At 66.8% G+C, this 21641-nt stretch carries 23 protein-coding genes and 1 pseudogene; 17 read left to right on the plus strand and 7 right to left on the minus strand.

Annotated elements, in window-relative coordinates:
* Positions 1-8 precede the first annotated feature (8 nt).
* Both NM962_01485 and prfB read right to left on the minus strand, forming a co-directional pair.
* Complete coding sequence (locus NM962_01485; protein ID UVO12868.1) at positions 9-911, minus strand: mechanosensitive ion channel family protein; 903 nt, start codon at positions 909-911, stop codon at positions 9-11.
* 4 nt (positions 912-915) lie between these two features.
* Complete coding sequence (gene prfB / locus NM962_01490) at positions 916-2031, minus strand: peptide chain release factor 2 (protein UVO12869.1); 1116 nt, start codon at positions 2029-2031, stop codon at positions 916-918.
* A gap of 96 nt (positions 2032-2127) precedes the next feature.
* On the opposite strand from prfB, the pseudogene NM962_01495 reads away from it, so the two are divergent.
* A pseudogene (locus tag NM962_01495) lies at positions 2128-3501 on the plus strand (FAD-dependent oxidoreductase).
* Between the two features lie 87 nt (positions 3502-3588).
* On the opposite strand, the gene NM962_01500 reads toward NM962_01495, so the two are convergent.
* The 4 genes from NM962_01500 to NM962_01515 all read right to left on the minus strand — a co-directional run bounded on the left by NM962_01500 (position 3589) and on the right by NM962_01515 (position 6412).
* Entirely contained in the window at positions 3589-4317 is a 729-nt protein-coding gene (locus NM962_01500) for a DUF4396 domain-containing protein (GenBank protein ID UVO12870.1), read from the minus strand.
* Positions 4314-5381, minus strand: a complete 1068-nt coding sequence (locus tag NM962_01505) for an FAD-binding oxidoreductase (GenBank protein ID UVO12871.1) — start codon at positions 5379-5381, stop codon at positions 4314-4316. Before NM962_01505 ends, NM962_01500 begins: the two co-directional genes overlap by 4 nt.
* 174 nt (positions 5382-5555) lie before the next feature.
* Positions 5556-5885: a hypothetical protein gene (locus tag NM962_01510; GenBank protein ID UVO12872.1), complete on the minus strand. Its 330-nt coding sequence runs from the start codon at positions 5883-5885 to the stop codon at positions 5556-5558.
* A 203-nt stretch (positions 5886-6088) separates the two neighbouring features.
* Positions 6089-6412, minus strand: a complete 324-nt coding sequence (locus NM962_01515; GenBank protein UVO12873.1) for a hypothetical protein — start codon at positions 6410-6412, stop codon at positions 6089-6091.
* 23 nt (positions 6413-6435) lie between these two features.
* Between NM962_01515 and hisN the strand changes: the two genes are divergently transcribed.
* The 12 genes from hisN (at position 6436) to NM962_01575 (ending at position 18282) form a co-directional block, all read left to right on the plus strand.
* Complete coding sequence (hisN, locus tag NM962_01520) at positions 6436-7236, plus strand: histidinol-phosphatase (GenBank protein UVO12874.1); 801 nt, start codon at positions 6436-6438, stop codon at positions 7234-7236.
* 110 nt (positions 7237-7346) lie between these two features.
* Positions 7347-8756 (plus strand): acyl-CoA dehydrogenase family protein, encoded by a 1410-nt coding sequence (locus NM962_01525; protein UVO12875.1) that lies wholly within the window; start codon positions 7347-7349, stop codon positions 8754-8756.
* Between the two features lie 49 nt (positions 8757-8805).
* A complete protein-coding gene (locus tag NM962_01530) occupies positions 8806-10014 on the plus strand; it encodes an acyl-CoA dehydrogenase family protein (GenBank protein ID UVO12876.1) in 1209 nt (402 codons plus the stop codon).
* 165 nt (positions 10015-10179) lie between these two features.
* Entirely contained in the window at positions 10180-11286 is a 1107-nt protein-coding gene (locus tag NM962_01535; GenBank protein ID UVO12877.1) for a homogentisate 1,2-dioxygenase, read from the plus strand.
* Complete coding sequence (locus NM962_01540; GenBank protein UVO12878.1) at positions 11283-12467, plus strand: alpha/beta fold hydrolase; 1185 nt, start codon at positions 11283-11285, stop codon at positions 12465-12467. Before NM962_01535 ends, NM962_01540 begins: the two co-directional genes overlap by 4 nt.
* Entirely contained in the window at positions 12464-13669 is a 1206-nt protein-coding gene (locus tag NM962_01545; GenBank protein UVO12879.1) for a CoA transferase, read from the plus strand. The genes NM962_01540 and NM962_01545 overlap by 4 nt, the downstream gene beginning before the upstream one ends.
* Positions 13666-14571, plus strand: a complete 906-nt coding sequence (locus NM962_01550) for a hydroxymethylglutaryl-CoA lyase (protein UVO12880.1) — start codon at positions 13666-13668, stop codon at positions 14569-14571. Before NM962_01545 ends, NM962_01550 begins: the two co-directional genes overlap by 4 nt.
* Before the next feature lie 8 nt (positions 14572-14579).
* Positions 14580-15194: a TetR/AcrR family transcriptional regulator gene (locus NM962_01555; protein UVO12881.1), complete on the plus strand. Its 615-nt coding sequence runs from the start codon at positions 14580-14582 to the stop codon at positions 15192-15194.
* A gap of 24 nt (positions 15195-15218) precedes the next feature.
* Positions 15219-16460, plus strand: coding sequence for an acyl-CoA dehydrogenase family protein (locus tag NM962_01560; GenBank protein UVO12882.1), 1242 nt, complete (start codon positions 15219-15221; stop codon positions 16458-16460).
* Positions 16457-17446 carry a phosphotransferase family protein gene (locus NM962_01565; protein ID UVO12883.1) on the plus strand — a complete coding sequence of 330 codons (990 nt, stop codon included), beginning with the start codon at positions 16457-16459 and terminating at the stop codon, positions 17444-17446. Before NM962_01560 ends, NM962_01565 begins: the two co-directional genes overlap by 4 nt.
* Positions 17443-17790 carry a DUF6285 domain-containing protein gene (locus NM962_01570; protein UVO12884.1) on the plus strand — a complete coding sequence of 116 codons (348 nt, stop codon included), beginning with the start codon at positions 17443-17445 and terminating at the stop codon, positions 17788-17790. The genes NM962_01565 and NM962_01570 overlap by 4 nt, the downstream gene beginning before the upstream one ends.
* An 87-nt stretch (positions 17791-17877) precedes the next feature.
* Positions 17878-18282, plus strand: a complete 405-nt coding sequence (locus tag NM962_01575) for a hypothetical protein (protein ID UVO12885.1) — start codon at positions 17878-17880, stop codon at positions 18280-18282.
* On the opposite strand, the gene NM962_01580 is transcribed toward NM962_01575, so the two are convergent.
* Positions 18279-18473, minus strand: a complete 195-nt coding sequence (locus NM962_01580) for a hypothetical protein (protein ID UVO12886.1) — start codon at positions 18471-18473, stop codon at positions 18279-18281. The genes NM962_01575 and NM962_01580 overlap by 4 nt on opposite strands.
* A 197-nt stretch (positions 18474-18670) precedes the next feature.
* On the opposite strand from NM962_01580, the gene NM962_01585 reads away from it, so the two are divergent.
* From NM962_01585 to NM962_01600, 4 genes are read left to right on the plus strand one after another with little or no spacing between them, the layout of a single operon-like run.
* Positions 18671-19048 (plus strand): NADH-quinone oxidoreductase subunit A, encoded by a 378-nt coding sequence (locus NM962_01585; GenBank protein ID UVO12887.1) that lies wholly within the window; start codon positions 18671-18673, stop codon positions 19046-19048.
* A 22-nt stretch (positions 19049-19070) separates the two neighbouring features.
* Entirely contained in the window at positions 19071-19625 is a 555-nt protein-coding gene (locus tag NM962_01590; protein ID UVO12888.1) for an NADH-quinone oxidoreductase subunit B, read from the plus strand.
* Entirely contained in the window at positions 19622-20317 is a 696-nt protein-coding gene (locus NM962_01595; GenBank protein ID UVO12889.1) for an NADH-quinone oxidoreductase subunit C, read from the plus strand. The genes NM962_01590 and NM962_01595 overlap by 4 nt, the downstream gene beginning before the upstream one ends.
* Complete coding sequence (locus NM962_01600; protein ID UVO12890.1) at positions 20317-21630, plus strand: NADH-quinone oxidoreductase subunit D; 1314 nt, start codon at positions 20317-20319, stop codon at positions 21628-21630. The genes NM962_01595 and NM962_01600 overlap by 1 nt, the downstream gene beginning before the upstream one ends.
* Positions 21631-21641 lie beyond the last annotated feature (11 nt).

Raw genomic sequence — 21641 nt, forward strand, 5'->3', positions numbered from 1 at the left:
GCTGAGGTTCACAGCGTCTCCACCGGCTTCACGTCACCGGCGGTCACCACACCGGCCGACGCCAGTGCCCGCACCACCTGGATGCGCAGCCGGCGTCCCACCTCGAACTGCTTCCCGGGCAGGGTCCGGGCCACCATCCGCAGGTTGACGACACCGAGCTCGATGCTCTCCACCCCCATGATCGACGGCTGGTCCAGCAGCAGGTCCCGCAGCGGGGCGTCGGCCTCACGGGCGTTCTCACACACCTGGTGCAGCACTTCGTTGACCCGGGTCAGGTCGGCGCTGGTGGGCACCGGGATGTCGACGACGGCACGTGCCCAGTCCTTGGACAGGTTCAACGACCGGACGATGTTGCCGTTCGGCACGTTGTAGACCTCGCCGTTGGGGGTGCGCAGCTTCGTCACCCGCAGCGTGACCTCCTCGACGGTCCCGAGCGCCTCGGTCGGCGCGCCCGCCATGGACAGCTGCACCAGATCCCCGAAGCCGTACTGCTTTTCGGTGATGATGAAGAACCCGCTCAGCAGGTCCTGCACCAGCTTTTGGGCGCCGAAACCGATCGCGCCACCCAGCACCGCGGCCGGCCCCACCAGGGAGCCGACCGGAATGTCGAGGATGCTGGTGATTTGGACGGCGACCATCACACACAGCAGCACCACCGACACCCAGGAGATCACCGAGGCGACGGCCTGACGGTGCTTGGAGGCTTCGGAACGCACCAGGGCGTCGCTGGCCGCAAAACCGCGCTCCAGCCGCCGGGTGACGCGCCGTGCCGCCCAGGTGATGAACCGCGATGCCAGCGCCGCCCCGATCAGCAGCAGGACGATCCGCAAGCCCTTGGTGATGACCCACTCGCCGATCTGACCGCGCCACAAGTCATGCCAGCGCTGTCCCGGGGAGAAGGCCAAGACCATGCGCTCAGTCGCCTTCGGGCCTGTTGCGCCACCGGATTCCAGCCTCGAGGAATCCGTCGATGTCACCATCGAGCACCGCGGCCGGGTTGCCGACTTCGTACTCGGTGCGCAGGTCCTTGACCATCTGGTACGGGTGCAGCACGTAGGAGCGCATCTGGTTGCCCCACGAGCTGCCGCCATCGCCCTTGAGCGCGTCCATCTCGGCTCGCTCCTCGGACCGCTTGCGTTCCATCAGCTTGGCCTGCAGCACCCGCATCGCCGAAACCTTGTTCTGCAGCTGCGACTTTTCGTTCTGGCAGGTGACGACGATCCCGGTGGGAATGTGGGTGAGCCGCACCGCCGAGTCGGTGGTGTTCACCGACTGTCCGCCCGGCCCGCTGGAGCGGTACACGTCGACCCGGACATCGCCTTCGGGGATGTCGATGTGGTCGGTGGTCTCCACCACCGGCAGCACCTCGACCTCGGCGAACGACGTCTGCCGGCGTCCCTGGTTGTCGAACGGGCTGATCCGCACCAGGCGGTGGGTGCCTTGCTCCACCGAGAGGGTGCCGTAGGCGAAGGGCGCGTGCACCGCGAAGGTGGCGCTCTTGATCCCGGCCTCTTCGGCGTAGGAGGTGTCGAACACCTCGACGCCGTACTTGTGCTGCTCGGCCCAGCGGATGTACATCCGCATCAGCATCTCGGCCCAGTCCGCGGCGTCCACGCCGCCGGCACCGGAGCGAATCGTCACCAGTGCTTCACGCTCGTCGTACTCACCCGAGAGCAGGGTGCGGACTTCCATGGTCTCGACGTCGTTGCGTAGCGAGGCGAGCTCGGCGTCGGCTTCGGCCAAAGCGTCGGCGGCGGCCGCGCCTTCTTCCTCGGCCGCCATCTCGTAGAGCACCGGCAGGTCATCGAGGCGGCGACGCAGTTCCTCTATGCGGCGCAACTCGCCCTGAGCGTGCGAGAGCTCGCTGGTCACGCGTTGGGCGCGGGTCTGGTCGTCCCACAGGTTCGGGTCGGACGCCTCGTGCTCGAGTTTGTCGATACGGCTGCGCAGTCCGTCGACGTCAACCACCCGCTCCACCGTGGTCAAGGTGGTGTCGAGGGCGTCGATGTCGGGCTGGCGGTCTGGTTCCACGTTTATCGAGGTTACCGGCGGCCATTGGCGTGCGACCTCTAGCATCGGGGTTACGCGGGTGCATGAACGACTTCCGAGGAGAAAGAAGGTTCGAGGATGCGGCCCTACCACGTCGCGATCGTCGGCTCCGGCCCCTCCGGCTACTTCGCTGCGGCATCGCTGCTCAAGCTGGCCGCCGGCGGTGAAGTCGACGTACGCGTCGACATGCTCGAGATGCTGCCGACGCCGTGGGGCCTGGTGCGCTCGGGCGTGGCGCCGGATCACCCGAAGATCAAGTCGATCAGTGCGCAGTTCGAAAAGACCGCCGCCGATCCGCGGTTCCGGTTCTACGGCAACGTCACCGTCGGCGTGCACGTGCTGCCCGAGGAACTGGCCGAGCGCTACGACGCGGTGATCTACGCGATCGGCGCGCAGTCGAATCGGCAGCTGGGGATTCCCGGGGAGGACCTGCCCGGCAGCGTCGCCGCGGTGGACTTCGTCGGCTGGTACAACGCCCACCCGCACTTCGCCGACCATGCACCCGATCTGAGCTGCAAGCGCGCCATCGTGGTCGGCAACGGCAATGTGGCCCTGGATGTGGCCCGCATCCTGGTCAGTCAACCCGACGAACTGCGCCGCACCGACATCGCCGACCACGCACTGGACCTGCTCGGTCCGCGCGGCGTCGAAGAGGTGGTGATCGTCGGTCGGCGCGGCCCGCTGCAGGCTACGTTCACCAGCCCGGAACTGCGGGAACTCGGCGACCTCAAGGGACTCGACGATGTCGACGTGGTGATCGACGCCGCCGAGTTCGCCGGGATCACCGACGAGGACATCGAGGCGGCCGCCAAGCATCCCAAGCAGAACGTCAAGGTGCTGCGCACCTATGTCGGACGCGAGACCCGCCCGGACCATCGCCGAATCGTGTTCCGGTTCTGCACGTCCCCGATCGAGATTCGCGGCGACGGCCGGGTCGAGGAAATTGTGTTGGGACGCAACGAGCTGACGACCGACGAGAACGGTCGAGTCAGCGCCAACGACACCGGTGAGCGTGAAGTGCTGCCGGCTCAGCTGGTGGTGCGCTCGGTCGGATATCGCGGCGTACCGATGCCGGGGTTGCCGTTCGACGAACGCAGCTGCACCATTCCCCACACCGACGGGCGCATCGAAGGCACCGCCAATCAGTACGTGGTCGGGTGGATCAAGCGTGGGCCCTCCGGGGTAATCGGTTCCAACAAGAGCGATTCGCAGGCCACCGTCGACACGCTCGCCGCCGATCTGGCCTCCCGGGCAGCGCAAGCCGGGCTTCCCGACGTCGACGCCGACTACGACGCGCAACTGCACCGGTGGCTGCTGTCTCGTCAGCCCGAACTGGTCACCGCCGAGCACTGGCAGCTGATCGACGCCCATGAGCGCTCCCTCGGTGAGCCCCACGGCCGGCCCCGGGTCAAGCTGGCCGACGTCGCCGAGATGCTGCGGATCGGGCATGGGCCGGACGCCACCGAGTCCTGCCCCGAGTGTGACTCCGGCGACCTGACGTGCTGCATCATGCCGGTGCCGGAGTCACACTCGCATTGATTACCGGTCCGACTCGGTGGCGAGCATCCGCCAGACGATCGGATACGCGGTGAGGAAGCCCAACAGCATTCCCACCCACATGAGCAACCAGAACGCCATCGACGCGTGGTCGTAGTGCAATACGAAGGCCACCAGCAGCATGATGGCGCCCATGCCCGCGTCGAACGCGAGAATCGCCGGCACCGAGATCCTGACCGCCTTCCGTAACCGGGCGGCCGCCGACACCGTGGCATCAGCCAGTCGCAACGCGTGGTATTCGAAGGCGATCAGCAACGGCAGCGCGAAGACCGCGATCAGCAGGATCATCGGCCACACGGCCCGGCCCGCGATCGTCATGCCGGTGCCCATGACGATCGGTACCGCTATCCCATGACCGATGAAGGATGCCGCACCGCCCGGGATGGTTTGCAGCGCCACCGTGGCCGCTGGCCCCAATTGCGGATCTTCTCCGTGCTGCTGTTGCCATCGTGAGGTGGATCGTCGTCCCCACCGGTAGTAGGCCCACAGGGCCAGCGGACCCGCATAGATCGCGGTGATGGGCCACACGGCTTCCATCGCCGGTATCGGCTGCCGATACCGGCCCAGGTAGATGTCGGCAAGGATGACTAGCGCAACCAGCACTCCGATGCCGGTGACAACCCAGCCCGTCGCCGTCACCCATTCCGGCGGCCCCGCCATGTCGACCATGCCCGCCATGCCGCCGTGTTCGGGGCAGTTCATGTCTCTCATGCCACGCCCTCCCCGGCGACAACCAGTGCGGCTTGCTCTGCGATGTCTTCGGCACACCCCCAGGACAGGCTGACACCGGCACCGCCGTGGCCATAGTTGTGCAGAACGTGGGTGCCGGATTGGGCTTCCAATCGGACACCGTCTCTGCGGAACGGCCGCAGGCCGACCCGCAGCGGGTCGACCGGATCCAGCCGCGCTCGGTGCAGCGCCGGCAGGAACTCGGTGCAGCGGCGCAGCATCTCTCGGAGCGGCGGATAGCCCTCCCACGTCAGGCCGGTGTCGTACTGTCCGGGCTCGACCAGTCCACCCAACAACAGTCGGTCCAGACCCCGCGGGACGATGAAGATCATGTCCTGGTCGTCGGTTCCGGCGTCGTGGGCCACCGCGTGCGCCGCCGTGATCTGCGGCATGGTGGAGCCGTCATTGATCACTCGCAACAAGGCACCACGATGGGGGTCCATCGTGGTGTCGTCGCCGAGTTCACCACCGCCCAGGCCGGCGCAGTTGATCACGACTTGCGCATCGTAGCGGGCGCGCAGCCGATCCTCCTGATCAGCCAGCGATCCGCGAACACGGTGACGGACGATCGATGCGCCGGCCTTCACCACCGCATCGGTGAGCCATGCCAAGTACCGATCGGTATCGATCGTCGGCGCCAGGTAGGAATAGGCGTCAACGACGCCGGCGTCCGGGTTGACGCCGTGTGCGCCGATGAGCGCTGCGTCGTGCACGAATCCGGGAATCCGCTGCTCGATCTGGATCATCTTGTCGAATTCGTCTGGAATCTCTTCGATAGGCCGGGTGAAGTAGAACACCGCCGGCCGCAGGCTCACACCGGTATGCGGATTGGCGGCCAGTTGAGCGAAGTGGCGGTAAGAGCGCACCGCCCAGTCTGTCGATCGGGTCAACACCGCTTGATCGTGGTGGCGACCACAGACCGATGGGGGCCACTCCCACAGGGCTCCCGCCACGGTCGACACCGTGTCCGAACCGAATCGGTCGGATGCCACGGCGACCCGCCAGCCGCTTCGGGCAAGCACGAGAGCTGTTGTCAGTCCGGTCACGCCGGCGCCGACGATAAGTGCCTTCGGCCGGCTGGATTTAGGCACAGGAATATGCCGTGTGTTGTTCATGGGGTACTCGATTCTGTGTCGTCAACCGCGACGTTGCGCGGCAAAGGAATAGGGACAGCGGCAAGCGGAAGGCGCCACAAAGCGCACCGCTCTAGCGCTGACCTATCAGCAACGACAGATGCAGATTCGGTCCAGGATGTTGCGGTCGAGATATTCGTTGAACGGCCGGATCGGTATCGGAGGATCTCGTGTTCCCGCCACCACCGGTCCCGCCAGCGGGGCGGCGACCGCCACCATCGCAACGATCAGCGTCAACGCCACGAAGCCGATCACTTCGCATGCCTGTATTGCGGCCGTGCCGAGGTCGGCGCACTTGTGTGTGCACAGATGTGTCAGCGAGGCACCGTGTTCGGTGACGGCGACAGCGTGGTGGGTGGCGTGGCCGACTGCACTGATAGCCGACGACGGCAGTCGGGGCATCTCCGACTGTGCCATGTGACAACACGAAACGGCACCGAAGATCCAGGCAACAGCCACTGCGACACCGACAACATGCCGCAGCGCGGGATGCAGATTCGTTTCCCGATGGCGCATAACGCTGTCCAAGGTAACCCACGCCGACTCCCTAGATCGCTCTCCCGGCACGACCTAGCAGCGAACCCACAGCTCGCACGCCCTTGGCGACCCGGCCCGGATCGTCAATTCCCTTCTAGTGGGGCCAGATTCCAGTTGTCCGGATTGCGCGGTGAATACCGCACCGGCAGCAGATCACCCACGCTCGGCCATTGGCTGACGTCGATCGCGTAGCGCTGATAGACCTCGTGCTCATCGACCGTGGGCCCATGCAGAACACCGGTGATGGTCACGTATTGCGCGCCGGTCGCCTCGGGCCGCGGGCTCACGCCGGTCACCAGCACGGTGCCGTCCTCGGCGCCCGCACCCGGCCCCGAGCGCAGGAACCGCGGCGCGAGGAACACCGCCAGAACCGCCAGTAGCAACAGCAGTGCCCCGAACTCCCACATGCGGTCATGGTAGGACTTTCGCCATGGCGCAGATCAACGACAACCTCCACGACGACCTCACCCTGGCCCAGGGCCTGGCCGACCGGGCGGACGAAATCACCTTGGCGCGGTTCGGTGCACTCGACCTGCGAGTCGACACCAAGCCCGACCTGACCCCGGTGACCGACGCCGACCAGGCGGTCGAAACCGCCCTGCGCGAGGTACTGGTTGCCGAGCGTGCCGACGACCAGATCCTCGGCGAGGAATTCGGTGGCACCGCCACTTTCACTGGACGCCAATGGATCATCGACCCGATCGACGGCACGAAGAACTTCGTGCGCGGGGTGCCGGTGTGGGCCACCTTGATCGCGTTGCTTGAGGACGGCGTGCCGATCCTTGGGGTGGTCAGCGCCCCGGCGTTGCACCGGCGCTGGTGGGCGACGCGCGGCCAGGGGGCGTTCGGGTCCGTCGCCGGCGCGCCGGCCCGACAGCTGTCAGTGTCCTCGGTGGCCGAGGTGGGCTCGTCCAGCCTGACGTTTGCCGGGCTGAACTACTGGGGGCCGCGCGGCCTGCGGGAGCAGTTCCTCGGGCTGACCGAGGCGGTGTGGCGGGCACGCTCCTACGGCGACTTCTGGGCGTACTGCTTGGTCGCCGAGGGCGCTGTGGACGCCGCTATCGAGCCGGCGGTGTCGGTCTGGGATCTGGCCGCCGTCGACATCCTGGTGCGCGAAGCGGGCGGGGTGTTCACCGACCTGTCCGGTAACCCGGGCCCGCACGGCAACTGCGCCGTAGCCGCCAACCCCGCCCTGCACCAGCAGGTGCTGGCAGCGTTGACCCCGGCGTAGTCGGGCGTCCGGCGGGGGCCGCTGACGACTTGGTCACACCTTACTTCTGAGTCATCTTACTTCGGAGTAAGGTGGCCTCATCGATACCTTCCATCGAGTGAGGCTCTGACATGACTGATATCGCCCCCGCCACCAACGGCTCAAAGGTTCGGCTCAATAGCCGCGCCAGCGGCGTCGGGTCGGTTCCACACAAGCGCAGCCCGATCGCGGCCGCACTGTCGTTCGTCACGCCACTGGTCAGCCAGGACTTTCTGGACCGCTACGGTTTGCGGCAACCGCTCAACCGAGGCCTCAACTACGGCGTCAAGACGGTGTTCTCCGTCGCCGGAGCCTCCACCCGCCAGTTCAAGAAGGTCCAGGGCCTGGGCAAGGCCCCGACGCGGCTCAGCGCCCCCGCCGCCATGGGCGGCAAAGGCGCTGACTACTTCGACCTGACCCCCGATGATGACCAGCAGATGATCATCGACACGGTCGAGGAGTTCGCGGCCGAGCTGCTGCGTCCGGCCGCCCACGACGCCGATGAAGCCCTCGACTACCCGCGCGAGCTGCTCGGCAAGGCCGCCGAGCTGGGCATCACGGCGATCAACATTCCGGAGGACTTCGACGGGATCGCCGCACACCGTTCCGCGGTCACCAAGGTGCTGGTCGCCGAGGCGCTGGGCTATGGCGACATGGGCCTGGCGCTGCCAATCCTGGCCCCCGGCGGGGTGGCTTCGGCGTTGACCCACTGGGGCAGCGCCGACCAACAGGCCACCTACCTACCCGAATTCGCCGGCGAGAAGGTTCCGCAGGCCTGTGTCGCGATCGTCGAGCCGCAGCCGTTGTTCGACCCGACCAACCTCAAGACCACGGCGGTGCGCACGCCCAGCGGCTACCGGCTCGACGGCGTGAAGTCGTTGGTGGTGGCCGCCGCCGACGCCGAGCTGTTCATCGTGGCCGCCCAGCTCAATGGCAAGCCCGCGCTGTTCATCGTGGAGTCCTCGACGCCGGGCCTGACGGTGAAGGCCGACCCCAGCATGGGTCTGCGCGCCGCCGCCCTGGGCCAGCTCGAGCTGAACCAGGTGTCGGTGCCGCTGAGCGCCCGCCTCGGCGAGGAAGCCGCGACCGATTCCGACTACTCGCAGGCCATCGCGTTGTCCCGGCTGGGCTGGGCCGCCCTGGCGGTCGGCACCAGCCACGCGGTGCTCGACCACGTGATGCCCTACATCAAAGAGCGCGAGGCGTTCGGAGAGCCGATCGCCAACCGCCAGTCGGTGGCGTTCATGTGCGCCAACATCGCCATCGAGCTCGACGGCCTGCGGCTGCTGACCTGGCGCGGTGCCTCGCGCTGCGAGCAGGGTCTGCCCTTCATCCGGGAGGCCGCGTTGGCCAAGCGGATCGCAACCGACAAGGGCATGCAGATCGGTCTGGACGGGGTACAGCTGCTCGGCGGCCACGGCTACACCAAGGAACACCCGGTCGAGCGCTGGTACCGCGATCTGCGGGCACTCGGCGTCGCCGAGGGCGTCCTGGTCATCTGAGTCATCCAAGACATCAAGCAAACTCCGCTGCGAACACGAAAGTCTGATCATGGCAATCAATCTGGAACTGCCCCGCAAGCTGCAGGAAGTCATTGAGATGACCCATGCCGGGGCCGCCGAAATGTTGCGCCCCATCTCGCGTAAGTACGACGCGCGCGAGCATGCCTACCCGGTCGAGCTGGACACCCTGGAAACTCTGTTCGACGGGGTCTCCGGGGCCGGCGGTAACGCGATGGCCGGCGCCGAGGCCTTCCGCGACGCCGGCGAGCAGACCGGAAACCGCAACGCGGCCAACATGGCGGCAATGCTGCAGGTACTCGAGATGAGCTGGGGCGATGTCGCTTTGATGCTGTCGGTGCCCTACCAGGGCCTCGGCAACGCGGCGATCTCCGGCGTGGCCACCGATGAGCAGCTCGCCCGGTTGGGCAAGGTGTGGGCGGCAATGGCCATCACCGAGCCGAGCTTCGGTTCCGACTCGGCCGCGGTGACCACGACGGCCACCCTCGACGGCGACGAGTACGTGATCAACGGCGAGAAGATCTTCGTCACTGCCGGATCGCGCTGCACCCACATCGTGGTGTGGGCGACGCTGGACAAGGCGCTGGGGCGCGCGGCGATCAAGTCGTTCATCGTGCCGCGCGAGCACCCCGGTGTCATCGTCGAACGCCTGGAGCACAAGCTGGGCATCAAGGCCTCCGACACCGCGGTGATCCGGTTCGACAACGCCCGCATCCCCAAGGACAACCTGCTGGGCAGCCCGGAGATCAACACCGAGAAGAGTTTCTCCGGGGTCATGGAGACCTTCGACAACACCCGGCCGATCGTGGCCGCGATGGCCGTCGGGGTCGCGCGCGCCGCGCTCGAAGAGCTGCGCAAGATGCTCACCGCCGCCGGCATCGAGATCTCCTATGACAAGCCGGCACACGCCCAGAGCGCGCCGGCAGCGGAGTTCCTGCGCATGGAGGCCGACTGGGAGTCGGCAAACCTGCTGACGCTGCGTTCGGCGTGGCAGGCCGACAACAACATCCCCAACTCCAAAGAGGCGTCGATGGGCAAGGCCAAAGCCGGCCGAGTCGCCAGCGACATCACCCTCAAGGCCGTCGAAATGGCCGGCACCCTGGGCTACTCCGAGCAGATGCTGCTGGAGAAGTGGAGCCGCGACTCGAAGATCCTGGACATCTTCGAAGGCACCCAGCAGATTCAGCTGCTGGTGGTGGCCCGCCGACTGCTCGGCCTGTCGTCGGCCGAGCTGAAGTAGCCGGTTTCCTTCTGGCGAGCAGACAGAGAATCGCACCCGCGGATGCCGCGTGGTGCGATTCTCTGTCTGCTCGCGCGACGGGGGCTCTTGCCCGGGGCCAAAACAAAAAGTAACGTCACTTTTAGTTCTGGCCCGATATTCGCATGACCTCCCCGGGAGTCGCCGATGGAATCCTTCGTCCACCTGCGCAAAGGCACCACGCCGCATCGCCTGCACGCCGACCTCGACGGCCTCAAGGACGACGAGCTGGGCCGTCGCGGCTTCACCGGCCGCACCGCCAACATGTACCGGCGCAACGACCCGACCGCCTATCGCGCCGAAGGCCCGCTGCGGCCCGTCGACGTGCTGGCCGCACACCTGCAGCCGACCGATGCCACCGACGCCACCGGCGATCCGCTGCTGCTGTTCAGCAATGCCGACTGCCGCATCCGGCTGTCCCGACGCAACGCGGAGATGCCGTTTCACATCCGCTACGTCGACGGCGACCTGCTCTGCTTCGTGCACATCGGGTCCGGGCTGTTGGAGACCGAATTCGGACCGCTGGACTACCGCGAGGGCGACTGGCTGTATCTGCCCAAGGCGACCACCTGGCGACAGCTACCCGCGGCCGAAACGACACTGCTGATGATCGAGGCCACCGATGACTTCCGGGTTCCACCGCCCGGTCCGCTGGGCCGGCATTTCCCGTTCGACCCTTCCCTGGTCGTCATCCCGGAACCAGCCCCCTTTGACCCAGATCCGTTCGACGATGGGCGCGACAGCTACGAGGTCCGGCTGATCCATGACGGCGGCCCGACAACGCTGCACTACCAACACAATCCGATCGACGTCGAGGGCTGGCGCGGCGACAACTTCGCGTTCTCGTTCAACATCGCCGACTACAACGTGGTGACGTCTGACAGCGTGCACCTGCCCCCGACGGTGCACCTGTTCATGCAGGCCACCGGGGTGTACGTGATGAACTTCCTGCCCAAACCCGCCGAAGGGGTGGCGGGCACCGAACGCACACCGTGGTACCACCGCAACGTCGACTACGACGAGATTGCGTTCTTCCACGGCGGATCGCTCTACGGGATCCCCATGCCGCCGGGCCTGATCAGCCATGCCCCGCAGGGCGTGCATCATGGCGCTCCGGAGAAGGCCCGCGAGCGGGCCCGCCGCAAGTTCGACGACTATCAGCGGGTGGACTGGCAAGTCATCGCCATCGACACCCGACGCCGCCTCATCCCCTCCCCCGACGTTCTCGCCGCCGACCTAGGACAACACGCATGACCGCCAAGCACGACTACGATCGAATCCCCTACCTGATTGCCTACCAGAACAATTCGGGCGTCCGCGACGTCTACGGCGGGGTCGCCGAACTGGTGGTGCTGGAGAGCTACCTACTGCGGCCGAAGGACGCGCCGAGCGACACCGTGCTGGTGTTCATGCACCCGATCGGAGGCGGCGCCTACCTTCCAATGGTCAATGCCTTGGCCCGCGCCGGGCACCACGTCATCTACTGCAACAGTCGATTCCGCGGCACCGACTCAGCGCTGCTGATGGAGAAGGTGGTCGAAGACCTCGGCCAGTGCATCGCCGACGCCAAGAACCGACTCGGCTACGCCAAGGTGGTGCTGGCCGGATGGAGCGGCGGAGGCTCGCTGTCGCTGTTCTACCAACAGCAGGCACAGCACCCGACGGTGACCGCGAGCCCGTCCGGTGACGGACCCGACCTGACCAAGCTGAACCTGATCCCGGCCGACGGCGTGATGCTGCTTGCCGCACACATCAGCCGCCACGGCACGCTGACTGAATGGCTGGACGCCTCGATTCTCGACGAGTCCGACCCAACCAAACGCGACCCGGAACTAGATCTCTACAACCCGGACAACCCCAACCAACCGCCCTACAGCGCGGAGTTCCTGGACCGCTACCGGGCCGCCCAGATCGACCGCAATCGCCGGATCACCGGCTGGGTCAAGGCGAAGCTCGCCGAGTTCATCGAGGCCGGCCTGCCCGATCAGGAGTTCGGGTTCGTCGTGCACGGCACCATGGCCGACCCGCGCTGGCTGGATCCCGCGGTCGACCCCAACGACCGCACCCCCGGCAGCTGCTACCTGGGCGAGCCCGCGGTGGTGAACATGAGCCCGGTCGGGTTGGCACGGTTCTGCACACTACGCAGCTGGCTGTCGCAGTGGAGCTACGACGACGCCCACGGCGACGGAGTGAACTGCGGCCGCGACATCGCAGTGCCCACCCTGGTGATCGGCAACATGGCCGACGACGCCTGCACACCCAGCCACACCCGCCGGCTCTTCGAGGCGATCGGCACCAGCGACAAGGCGATGCACGAAATCCCCGGAGCCAACCACTATTACGCCGGACCGGATCAGCGCGATGCGCTGCGACAGGCCGTGACGATCGTCAGTGATTGGCTGGCCCAGCATGATTTCGTAGGCTCGTCGGCATGAACACCACTGGTGCGCTGGACGGCATCCGGGTTCTGGAGCTCGGCACGCTGATCTCCGGGCCGTTCGCCGGGCGACTGCTCGGCGACATGGGCGCTGACGTCATCAAGATCGAGCTGCCCGGCAAGCCCGACCCGCTGCGCACCTGGGGACAGGCCGAGCTCGACGGGCACCACTTCTTCTGGACCGTACACGCCCGCAACAAGAAGGCCGTGACCCTCGACCTGCGCACCGAACGCGGCCGCGAGCTGTTCCTCGAGCTCGTCGACAAGTCCGACATCGTCGTGGAGAACTTTCGCCCCGGCACGCTGGAACGCTGGGGCCTGGGCTTTGACGTGCTGCGTCAGCGCAATAAGGGCATCATCTTGGTGCGGGTGTCCGGCTACGGACAGACCGGGCCGGACGCCCACAAGGCCGGCTACGCCTCGGTCGCCGAGGCAGCCAGCGGACTGCGGCACATGAACGGGTTTCCCGGCGGCCCGCCGCCGCGGCTGGCCCTGTCCCTGGGCGACAGCCTCGCGGGCATGTTCGCCGCCCAAGGTGCCCTAGCCGCCCTCTACCGTCGCACGGTCACCGGCGAAGGCCAGGTGGTCGATGTCGCGCTCACCGAATCCTGTTTGGCCATCCAGGAATCCACCATCCCCGACTACGACGTCGGCGGAGTGGTCCGCGGACCGTCGGGCACCCGGCTCGAAGGCATCGCCCCGTCGAACATCTACCAATCGGCCGACGGCAGCTGGGTGGTGATCGCCGCCAACCAGGACAGTGTGTTCGCCCGGCTCTGCCAGGCCATGGGCCGGCCGGAGCTGACGACCGATCCGCGGTTCGCCGATCACGGTGCACGCGGCCGCAATCAGGATGAGTTGGACTCGATCATCGGCGACTGGGCGGCGCAGCGGGCGCCCGATGCCATCATCGCGACGCTCAGTGATGCCGGGGTGATCTCCGGGCCCATCAACACCGTCGCCGAAGTCGTCAAAGACCCGCAACTGTGGGCACGCGGCATGCTCGCCGAGCACTGGGACGAAGGCGCCGAGCGCACCGTGCTGGGACCCGGCGTCATGCCCGTGCTCTCGGAGAGCCCCGGCACCATCCGCAACGCCGGATCGGCCCGGCCTGGCCAGCACAACGACGAGGTCTACGCCGGCCTGCTCGGCAAGACCAGCGCGCAGATGGACGCGCTACGCACCGAGGGGGTGCTGTGAGCACACTGCCCGGCCAGGTCACGATCCGCGAGGTCGCGCTGCGCGACGGTCTGCAGATCGAAGCACCGATCCCGTTGAGCGCCAAGCTCGAACTGCTGGCCGCGATCGCCGCGACCGGTGTCCGCGAGGTCGAGGTGACCTCATTCGTCTCCCCGACCAAAGTTCCGGCGCTCGCGGACGCCGCCGAGCTGGCTGCCGAGCTGTGGCGTTACCCCGAACTGGAGTTCTCCGCCCTGGTCGCCAGCCCCGGTGGCGCAGCCCGGGCGGTAGCCGCCGGCCTGAAGTCCATCGAGTACGTGGTGTGCGCCTCGGATGCCTTCAGCACCGCCAACGTCGGGCGCCCCACCGAAGCGGCCGTCGCCGCGATCACCGACATCGCCGGTATCGCCCATGACGCCAGCGCTTCGGTGGAGGTCATCATCGCCACCGCATGGGACTGCCCGTTCGACGGCCCGACGGATCCCGGCCGCGTCACCGATATCGCGGCCTCGGCAACCGCTTTCGGGGTCGACCGGATCGCCATCGCCGACACGATCGGCACGGCCACCCCTCGGCGCGTCACCGATCTGATCAAGGCGGTGCAGCCGATCATCGGTGACATCCCGCTGGGAGCGCACTTCCACAACACCCGCGGCTCCGGGCTGGCCTGCGCCTACGCGGCGGTGCAAGCCGGAATCACCCGGCTCGACGCCTCGGCCGGCGGCCTGGGCGGCTGCCCGTTCGCCCCGGGCGCCACCGGCAATATCGCCACCGAGGACCTGGTCTACCTGCTCGGCGACAGCGGCGTCGACACCGGTATCGATCTGGACGCCGCCATCGCCGCGGCCGGCGTGGCCAGCACCGTGGTCGGCCACGGGCTGCCCAGCGCGCTGCTGGCCGCCGGAGACCGGAAGCGGGTCTGAGCGCCTCGATGTCCACCCAGCGTGAGCTCAGTTCGAAGGGACGCCTGACGCGCGGTGCGATCGAGCAGGCCGCCCGAGAACTGTTTGCCGAACGCGGATTTCACGGCACCACACTGGCCGACATCACATCGGCCGCCGGAAAGTCCACGGCGGTGCTCTACCGGTACTTCCGCGACAAGGAAGATCTGCTGGCCGCGTTGGCCGAGTCGTTTCTGACCCAGGTGGTCGAGCCGTCCGGACTCAAGATGCGGCTGCCGGAGTCCCCGGAGGACACCGAGTTCTTCTCCTCGGTGGTCAGCGCCTATTGGGCCATGTTCAAACCGAACATCGGCGTCATGATCGCGGTCGCACAGCTGGCGGCGACCAGCGAGCGATTCGCCGCGCTGCAGAACGAGTTCCGCAGGTTCGGTATGGAGATCGTCACCGCCTCGGTGCGACGCGCACAGCAGCAGGGCTATGGCACCGAGCTCGACCCCGACCACATCGCGGCGGCCATCGCGCTGCTGTTCGAGAATTTCACCGTCGTGTTCGTCGGCCCGTCGGGGCCGGGATGGCGGATCAGTGACAGCGACGCCATCGAGACGCTGTCGACGATCTGGAGAAAGACCCTGTACGGCCGTTGATCGCTGACAACTGAAGGACACGCCATGGATTTCACACTGCCCGAACACCTTCCCGGGGTGCTCGCCGAGATGGACGACTTCATCGAGCGCGAGATCGCACCGCTGCAGGCCGAGCACATGCAGTATTTCGACCACCGGCGCGAGTTTGCCCGCACCGACGTGGAGCGCGGCGGCATCCCGCGACGCGAGTGGGAAGAGCTGCTCGACGAGATGCGCCGCCGTGCTGACGACGCGGGCTGGCTGCGGTACGGGTTGCCGGCCTCCCTGGGTGGCCGAGACGGATCCAACGTCGACATGGCGGTGATCCGGGAACACCTGGCCCACAAGGGCCTCGGCCTGCACAACGATCTGCAGGACGAGTCGTCGATCGTCGGGAACTTCCCGCAGGTGATCATGATGGAGCGGTTCGGCACCGACGAGCAACGCCGCGAGTTCTCCCAAGCCATGATCACCGGCGAACGGTCGATGGCCTTCGGTTTGACCGAACCCGAGCACGGCTCGGATGCGACGTGGCTGGAAACCCGCGCCGAACTCGACGGTGACACGTGGGTGATCAACGGCGCCAAACGGTTCAACACCGGAGTGCATCGTGCCACCCACGACCTGGTGTTTGCCCGCACCTCCGGCGAGGCGGGCTCGGCGCGCGGCATCACCGCGTTCCTGGTGCCCACCGACACCCCGGGATTCACCATCCCGTTCTACTGGTGGACCTTCAACATGCCTACCGACCACGGCGAGGTCGAACTCCGCAATGTGCGGGTGCCCGCCGAAGCCGTGCTCGGCGAGGTCGACGGCGGGTTGGACGTGGCCCAGACCTTCCTGCACGAAAACCGGATCCGCCAGGCCGCCTCCAGCCTGGGCGCCGCGCAGTACTGCATCGACCGGGCCGCCGAATACGCCCGGCAACGCACCGTGTTCGGAAAGCCGCTGTCGGTCAACCAGGCGGTGCAGTGGCCGCTGGCCGAATTGCAGACCGAGGCTCAGATGGTGCGACTGCTGGTGAACTATGCGGCCTGGCACCTGGACCGCGACCACCACCTGGAGGTCTCCGACAAGGTATCGATGGCCAACTACCGTGCCAACCGGCTGGTGTGCGAAGCCGCCGACCGTGCCATCCAGATTCACGGCGGAATCGGCTACACCCGCCACGAACAGTTCGAGCACATCTATCGACACCATCGCCGATACCGGATCACCGAGGGCGCCGAGGAGATCCAGATCCGTCGGGTCGCGCAGCGACTGTTCGGGTTCGATAGGCGGCCATGAAACCGGGTGGGCCCGCCGATCAGCTCGCCGACCGGCTGGCCGATGTGCTGACGCCGGTGTTGGGCCCCGTCACCGTCGAGGGCCTACGCGCCCTGACCGGCGGCGCCAGCCGCGTCACCTGGGCTTTCGATGCCGTCACCGACACCCGGGGCCGCCGGTCGCTGATTCTGCGCACCGGGCCGATCGAGGAGCTCTACGCCAGCATGGAACTCGAGGCGCAGGCCCAGCGCGCCGCCGGCGAGGCCGGCGCACCGGTCCCGAACGTGCTGGTCGCCGATAATTCCCCTGCAGCACTGGGGAATCCGTATCTGATCTGCGACCTGATCGACGGCGAAACGGTGGTTCGCCGTATCGAGCGCCAGCTCGATGCGGCCGGACGCGAACAACTGCTGGGCCAGTGCGCGCGGGCGCTGGGTGCCATCCACCGGGGCGACCCGGCTGGCGTCGCGCTCAGCGCCGAAGACCAGCTATCCGCGTGCCGCGCCCAGCTTGATGCCCTGCCCGACACCACCGCTGCCTTCGAGTGGGCGTTTCGGCGGCTGGCCGCCGATCGTCCACCGCCGGTGCCGACGCAGCTGGTCCACGGCGACTTCCGGATGGGCAACCTGATGGTCTCCGGCGCCGGTGACCTGGCCGCCGTGCTGGACTGGGAGCTGGTGCACCTCGGCGACGGATGCGAGGACTTGGCCTGGTTCTGCCTGCGAGCCTGGCGGTTCGGCGCGCCGCGAGAGCGCGCCGCCGGTGGACTCGGCAATATCGACGCCTTCCTGACCGCCTATGAGCAGGCCAGCGGGCACCGCGTTGATCCGGAACGGTTCGACTGGTGGCTACTGCTGGGCACGCTGCGATGGGGCATCATCTGCCGCTACCAGGCACAGCGTCACCTCAGCGGTCAAACCCGTTCGGTGGAGCTGGCGACCATCGGTCGGCGGGTCTCCGAATCCGAATGGGACGTGCTGCGCCTGCTCGATGGAGTCCGGCCGTGAGCGCCGGGCGCCGCCCCACCGCGGCCGAACTCGTTGCCGCGGTCACCGAGTTCCTCGACACGGCGCTGGTCAATCGTGACGAACACGCCGCCACCGACAGCCAGGTCAGGTTTCACGCGCGAGTGGCGGCCAACGCACTGCGAATCGTCGAACGGGAGTTGCGCGACACCACCGGTGGCGTCGTCGCCGAGGCCCTGGCCGGGCTGGGGTTCGCCGACGAGGAAGAGCTGGCCGCCGCCATCCGGGCCGGTGAACTCGACGACCGGCCCGAGGCGCTCACCGCCTGCCTGTACACCCTGGTGGAGCATCGGCTGGCGATTGACCATCCGGGATACACCCGATAGCCCCTAGAGTTCCTGCGCGACAATCACTTCGACGGCGCTGCTCCAAACCCGATGTATCGGCAGAACCTGCGCAGTAGCATCTGGACCGTGTCCGACACCAATGCCGCGCTGCGAATCCTTGTCTACAGTGACGACGCCGCGACCCGTGCACGGGTTATAACCGCGTTGGGCAAGCAGCTGCACCCGGACCTACCGGAGCTGAGTTATGTCGAGGTCGCAACCGAGCCGGTGGTGATCCGGCAGATGGATGCCGGTGGCATCGACCTGGCCATCCTGGACGGAGAGGCCGCCCCGGCCGGGGGCATGGGCATCTGCAAACAGCTCAAAGACGAAATCACGCCGTGCCCGCCGATCGTGGTGCTCACCGGCCGCGCCGACGACGCCTGGTTGGCCAAATGGTCACATGCCGACGCCGCGGTGGCCCACCCGATTGACCCGATGGAATTGAGCCAGGCGGTGCTGGGTCTGCTCCGCACGCCGACGCGCGGTTAACGCGCCGGTCCCAGCTTCACCTCTCCTCCGTCGAGGCTCGCTGAACCCTTCAGTTCATACGCCGGTCCCAGCTTCACCTCTCCTCCGTCGAGGCTCGCTGAACCGCTCCGTTCATACGCCGGTCCCAGCTTCACCTCTCCTCCGTCGAGGCTCGCTGAACCGCTCAGTTCATACGCCGGTCCCAGCTTCACCTCTCCTCCGTCGAGGCTCGCTGAACCGCCGGGGTTAGGGCAGCCTCAGAGGCGAATTCCCCTGTCGCCGTTACCGCTACAGGTGATGCCCGTCACAGTTGTCGGCAATTTCGGATTCTTCCCAACCGCCTCGTGGCGGCGGACTAGGCTGTGCCTGAAGTCACATCGGCGCCCGGAAGGGAACTACGTCACTGAGCATGAACCTCTACCTGCCGATCCTGGTCCTCGCCGCGCTCGCCGCCGGTTTCGCCGTATTTTCCGTGGTCGCCACCGCTCTGGTGGGTCCCTCGCGCTACAACCGGTCGAAACTAGAAGCCTACGAGTGCGGCATCGAACCCACAGACCAGCCGGTCAGCGGGCCGCACGCCCCGCCCGGGCAGCGCTTCCCGGTGAAGTACTACCTGACCGCGATGCTGTTCATCGTCTTCGACATCGAGATCGTTTTTCTCTACCCCTGGGCGGTTGCCTTCGACGGGCTCGGAGTGTTCGCCCTCATCGAAATGGTGCTGTTCGCCGTCATCGTGTTCGTCGCCTACGCGTACGTCTGGCGGCGCGGCGGCCTGAATTGGGATTGAGTGGGAGTAGGCGGGCTTAGACATGGGATTAGAAGAGCAACTGCCGAGCGGGCTCCTGCTGTCCACCGTGGAAGACCTGGCCGGGTACTTCCGCACCGGGTCGCTGTGGCCGGCGACCTTCGGCCTGGCCTGTTGTGCGATCGAGATGATGTCGACGATGGCGCCCGACTACGACCTGTCCCGATTCGGGATGGAGGTGTTCCGAGCCTCACCGCGTCAGGCCGATCTGATGATCGTGGCAGGCCGGGTCAGCCAGAAGATGGCACCGGTGCTGCGCCAGATCTACGACCAGATGGTGGAGCCCAAATGGGTGCTGTCGATGGGTGTGTGCGCGTCGTCGGGCGGGATGTTCAACAACTACGCGATCGTGCAGGGCGTGGACCATGTCGTCCCGGTCGACATCTACCTGCCCGGTTGTCCGCCCCGACCGGAGATGCTGATGTACGCAATCCTCAAGCTGCACGAGAAGATTCGTTCGATGCCCTTGGGCGCCAACCGGGAACAGGTGATCACCGAGACCGAGCAGGCGGCCCTATCGGCCCCGTCCACCTGGGAGCTGAGGGGGTTGCTGCGGTGAGCGAGGCAAGCGATGCGGACCGAAACGGACCCGAGGACGTCATCAAGGTCCGCCACGGCCTGTTCGGCGCGACGGGCACCGGCGATACGTCGGGATACGGACGCCTCGTTACCGAGGCCGCACTCCCCGGCGAGACCCCACGGCCCTACGGCGGGTACTTCGACGAACTCGTCGACACCCTCACCGCCGCCCTGCAGCGCAACGGAATCGAGTTTACCGACGCCATCGAGAAAGTCGTGGTCTACCGCGACGAGCTGACCCTCTACGTGCCTCGCGCGCAGCTGCCGGCGGTGGCCCAGCTGCTGCGTGACGAGCCGGAGCTGCGCTTCGAACTGAGTCTCGGGGTCTCCGGTGTGCACTACCCCGGCGACGCCGACCGTGAGTTGCACGCGGTATATCCGCTGCGATCCATCACCCACAACCGCCGCGTCCGCCTGGAAGTCGCTGCCCCCGATGCGGATCCGCACATTCCGTCGCTGTTTGCGATCTACCCCACCACCGACTGGCATGAGCGGGAGACCTACGACTTCTTCGGGATCATCTTTGACGGCCACCCGTCGCTGACCCGGATCGAGATGCCCGACGACTGGCACGGTCACCCGCAGCGCAAGGACTACCCATTGGGCGGCATCCCGGTCGAGTACAAGGGCGCACAGATACCGCCGCCGGACCAGCGGAGGGCTTACAAGTAATGAGCACCGATACACCGCACACCATCCTCAACGTCGGTGGGCAGGAATGGGATCAGGTGGTCGAGGCCGCCAAGGCCGCCGACCCCGGCGAACGCATTGTCGTCAATATGGGGCCCCAACACCCGTCGACGCACGGCGTGCTGCGGCTGATCCTCGAGCTCGAGGGCGAGACGGTGACCGAAGCCCGTTGCGGCATCGGCTATCTGCACACCGGCATCGAGAAGAATCTGGAAAGTCGCTACTGGACCCAGGGCGTCACGTTCGTGACCCGGATGGACTATCTGTCGCCGTTCTTCAACGAGACCGCCTACTGCCTCGGCGTGGAGAAGCTGCTGGGTATCACCGACGACATCCCCGAACGCGCCAGTGTCATCCGGGTTTTGATGATGGAACTCAACCGGATGTCCTCGCATCTGGTCGCGCTCGCGACCGGCGGCATGGAGCTCGGCGCGCTCACGGTGATGCTGTTCGGTTTCCGGGAACGGGAGCTGGTGCTCGACATCTTCGAGGCGATCACCGGGCTGCGGATGAACCACCAGTATGTCCGGCCCGGCGGCGTGTCGGTGGATCTGCCCGATGACGCGGTCCCCATGATTCGTGATTTCCTCAAGCTGATGCCCAAGCGACTCAAGGACATCGAGGACCTGCTGACCGAAAACTACATCTGGAGGGCCCGCACCAAGGGCGTGGGCTACCTAGACCTGACCGGATGCATGGCGTTGGGCATCACCGGTCCGGTGCTGCGCTCGACGGGCCTGCCCTATGACGTGCGACGTGCGGAGCCCTACTGCGGCTACCAGGACTACGAGTTCGAGGTCATCACCGACGACGGCTGTGATGCCTACGGCCGCTACCTGATCCGCATCGCAGAGATCAAGGAGTCCCTGAAAATCGTCGAACAGTGTGTAGAAAGGTTGGCCAAGCTGCACGGACAGCCAGTGATGGTTTCCGACCGCAAGATCGCCTGGCCTGCCGACCTGACCATCGGCCCGGACGGGCAGGGTAACTCCCGTGAACACATCGGCTGGATCATGGGCCACTCGATGGAAGGTCTGATCCACCACTTCAAGCGGGTCACCGAGGATTTGTGGGTGCCGCCGGGGCAGGTGTTCGTCTCGGTCGAGTCGCCCCGCGGCGAACTGGGGGTGCACATGGTCAGCGACGGCGGTACCCGCCCCTACCGAGTGCACTACCGGGATCCGTCGTTTACCAATCTGCAGGCGGTGGCCGCCATGAGCGAGGGCGGGCTGATCGCCGACGTGATCGCCGCGGTCGCCAGCATCGACCCCGTCATGGGCGGGGTGGACCGATGAGCGCGCCGGGC

This window comes from Mycobacterium sp. SVM_VP21, assembly GCA_024758765.1.
Classification (GTDB): domain Bacteria; phylum Actinomycetota; class Actinomycetes; order Mycobacteriales; family Mycobacteriaceae; genus Mycobacterium; species Mycobacterium heraklionense_C.

Bases quoted from the DNA above. Each gene is read 5' to 3' on its own strand.
- NM962_01600 (UVO12890.1), top strand. From the start codon at position 20,317: ATGAGCACCGATACACCGCACACCATCCTCAACGTCGGTGGGCAGGAA.
- NM962_01555 (UVO12881.1), top strand. From the start codon at position 14,580: ATGTCCACCCAGCGTGAGCTCAGTTCGAAGGGACGCCTGACGCGCGGT.
- NM962_01540 (UVO12878.1), top strand. From the start codon at position 11,283: ATGACCGCCAAGCACGACTACGATCGAATCCCCTACCTGATTGCCTAC.
- NM962_01500 (UVO12870.1), bottom strand. From the start codon at position 4,317: ATGAGAGACATGAACTGCCCCGAACACGGCGGCATGGCGGGCATGGTC.
- NM962_01535 (UVO12877.1), top strand. From the start codon at position 10,180: ATGGAATCCTTCGTCCACCTGCGCAAAGGCACCACGCCGCATCGCCTG.
- NM962_01515 (UVO12873.1), bottom strand. From the start codon at position 6,412: ATGTGGGAGTTCGGGGCACTGCTGTTGCTACTGGCGGTTCTGGCGGTG.
- NM962_01510 (UVO12872.1), bottom strand. From the start codon at position 5,885: ATGGCACAGTCGGAGATGCCCCGACTGCCGTCGTCGGCTATCAGTGCA.
- NM962_01565 (UVO12883.1), top strand. From the start codon at position 16,457: ATGAAACCGGGTGGGCCCGCCGATCAGCTCGCCGACCGGCTGGCCGAT.
- NM962_01560 (UVO12882.1), top strand. From the start codon at position 15,219: ATGGATTTCACACTGCCCGAACACCTTCCCGGGGTGCTCGCCGAGATG.
- NM962_01545 (UVO12879.1), top strand. From the start codon at position 12,464: ATGAACACCACTGGTGCGCTGGACGGCATCCGGGTTCTGGAGCTCGGC.
- NM962_01485 (UVO12868.1), bottom strand. From the start codon at position 911: ATGGTCTTGGCCTTCTCCCCGGGACAGCGCTGGCATGACTTGTGGCGC.
- NM962_01530 (UVO12876.1), top strand. From the start codon at position 8,806: ATGGCAATCAATCTGGAACTGCCCCGCAAGCTGCAGGAAGTCATTGAG.
- NM962_01525 (UVO12875.1), top strand. From the start codon at position 7,347: ATGACTGATATCGCCCCCGCCACCAACGGCTCAAAGGTTCGGCTCAAT.
- NM962_01585 (UVO12887.1), top strand. From the start codon at position 18,671: ATGAACCTCTACCTGCCGATCCTGGTCCTCGCCGCGCTCGCCGCCGGT.
- hisN (UVO12874.1), top strand. From the start codon at position 6,436: ATGGCGCAGATCAACGACAACCTCCACGACGACCTCACCCTGGCCCAG.
- NM962_01590 (UVO12888.1), top strand. From the start codon at position 19,071: ATGGGATTAGAAGAGCAACTGCCGAGCGGGCTCCTGCTGTCCACCGTG.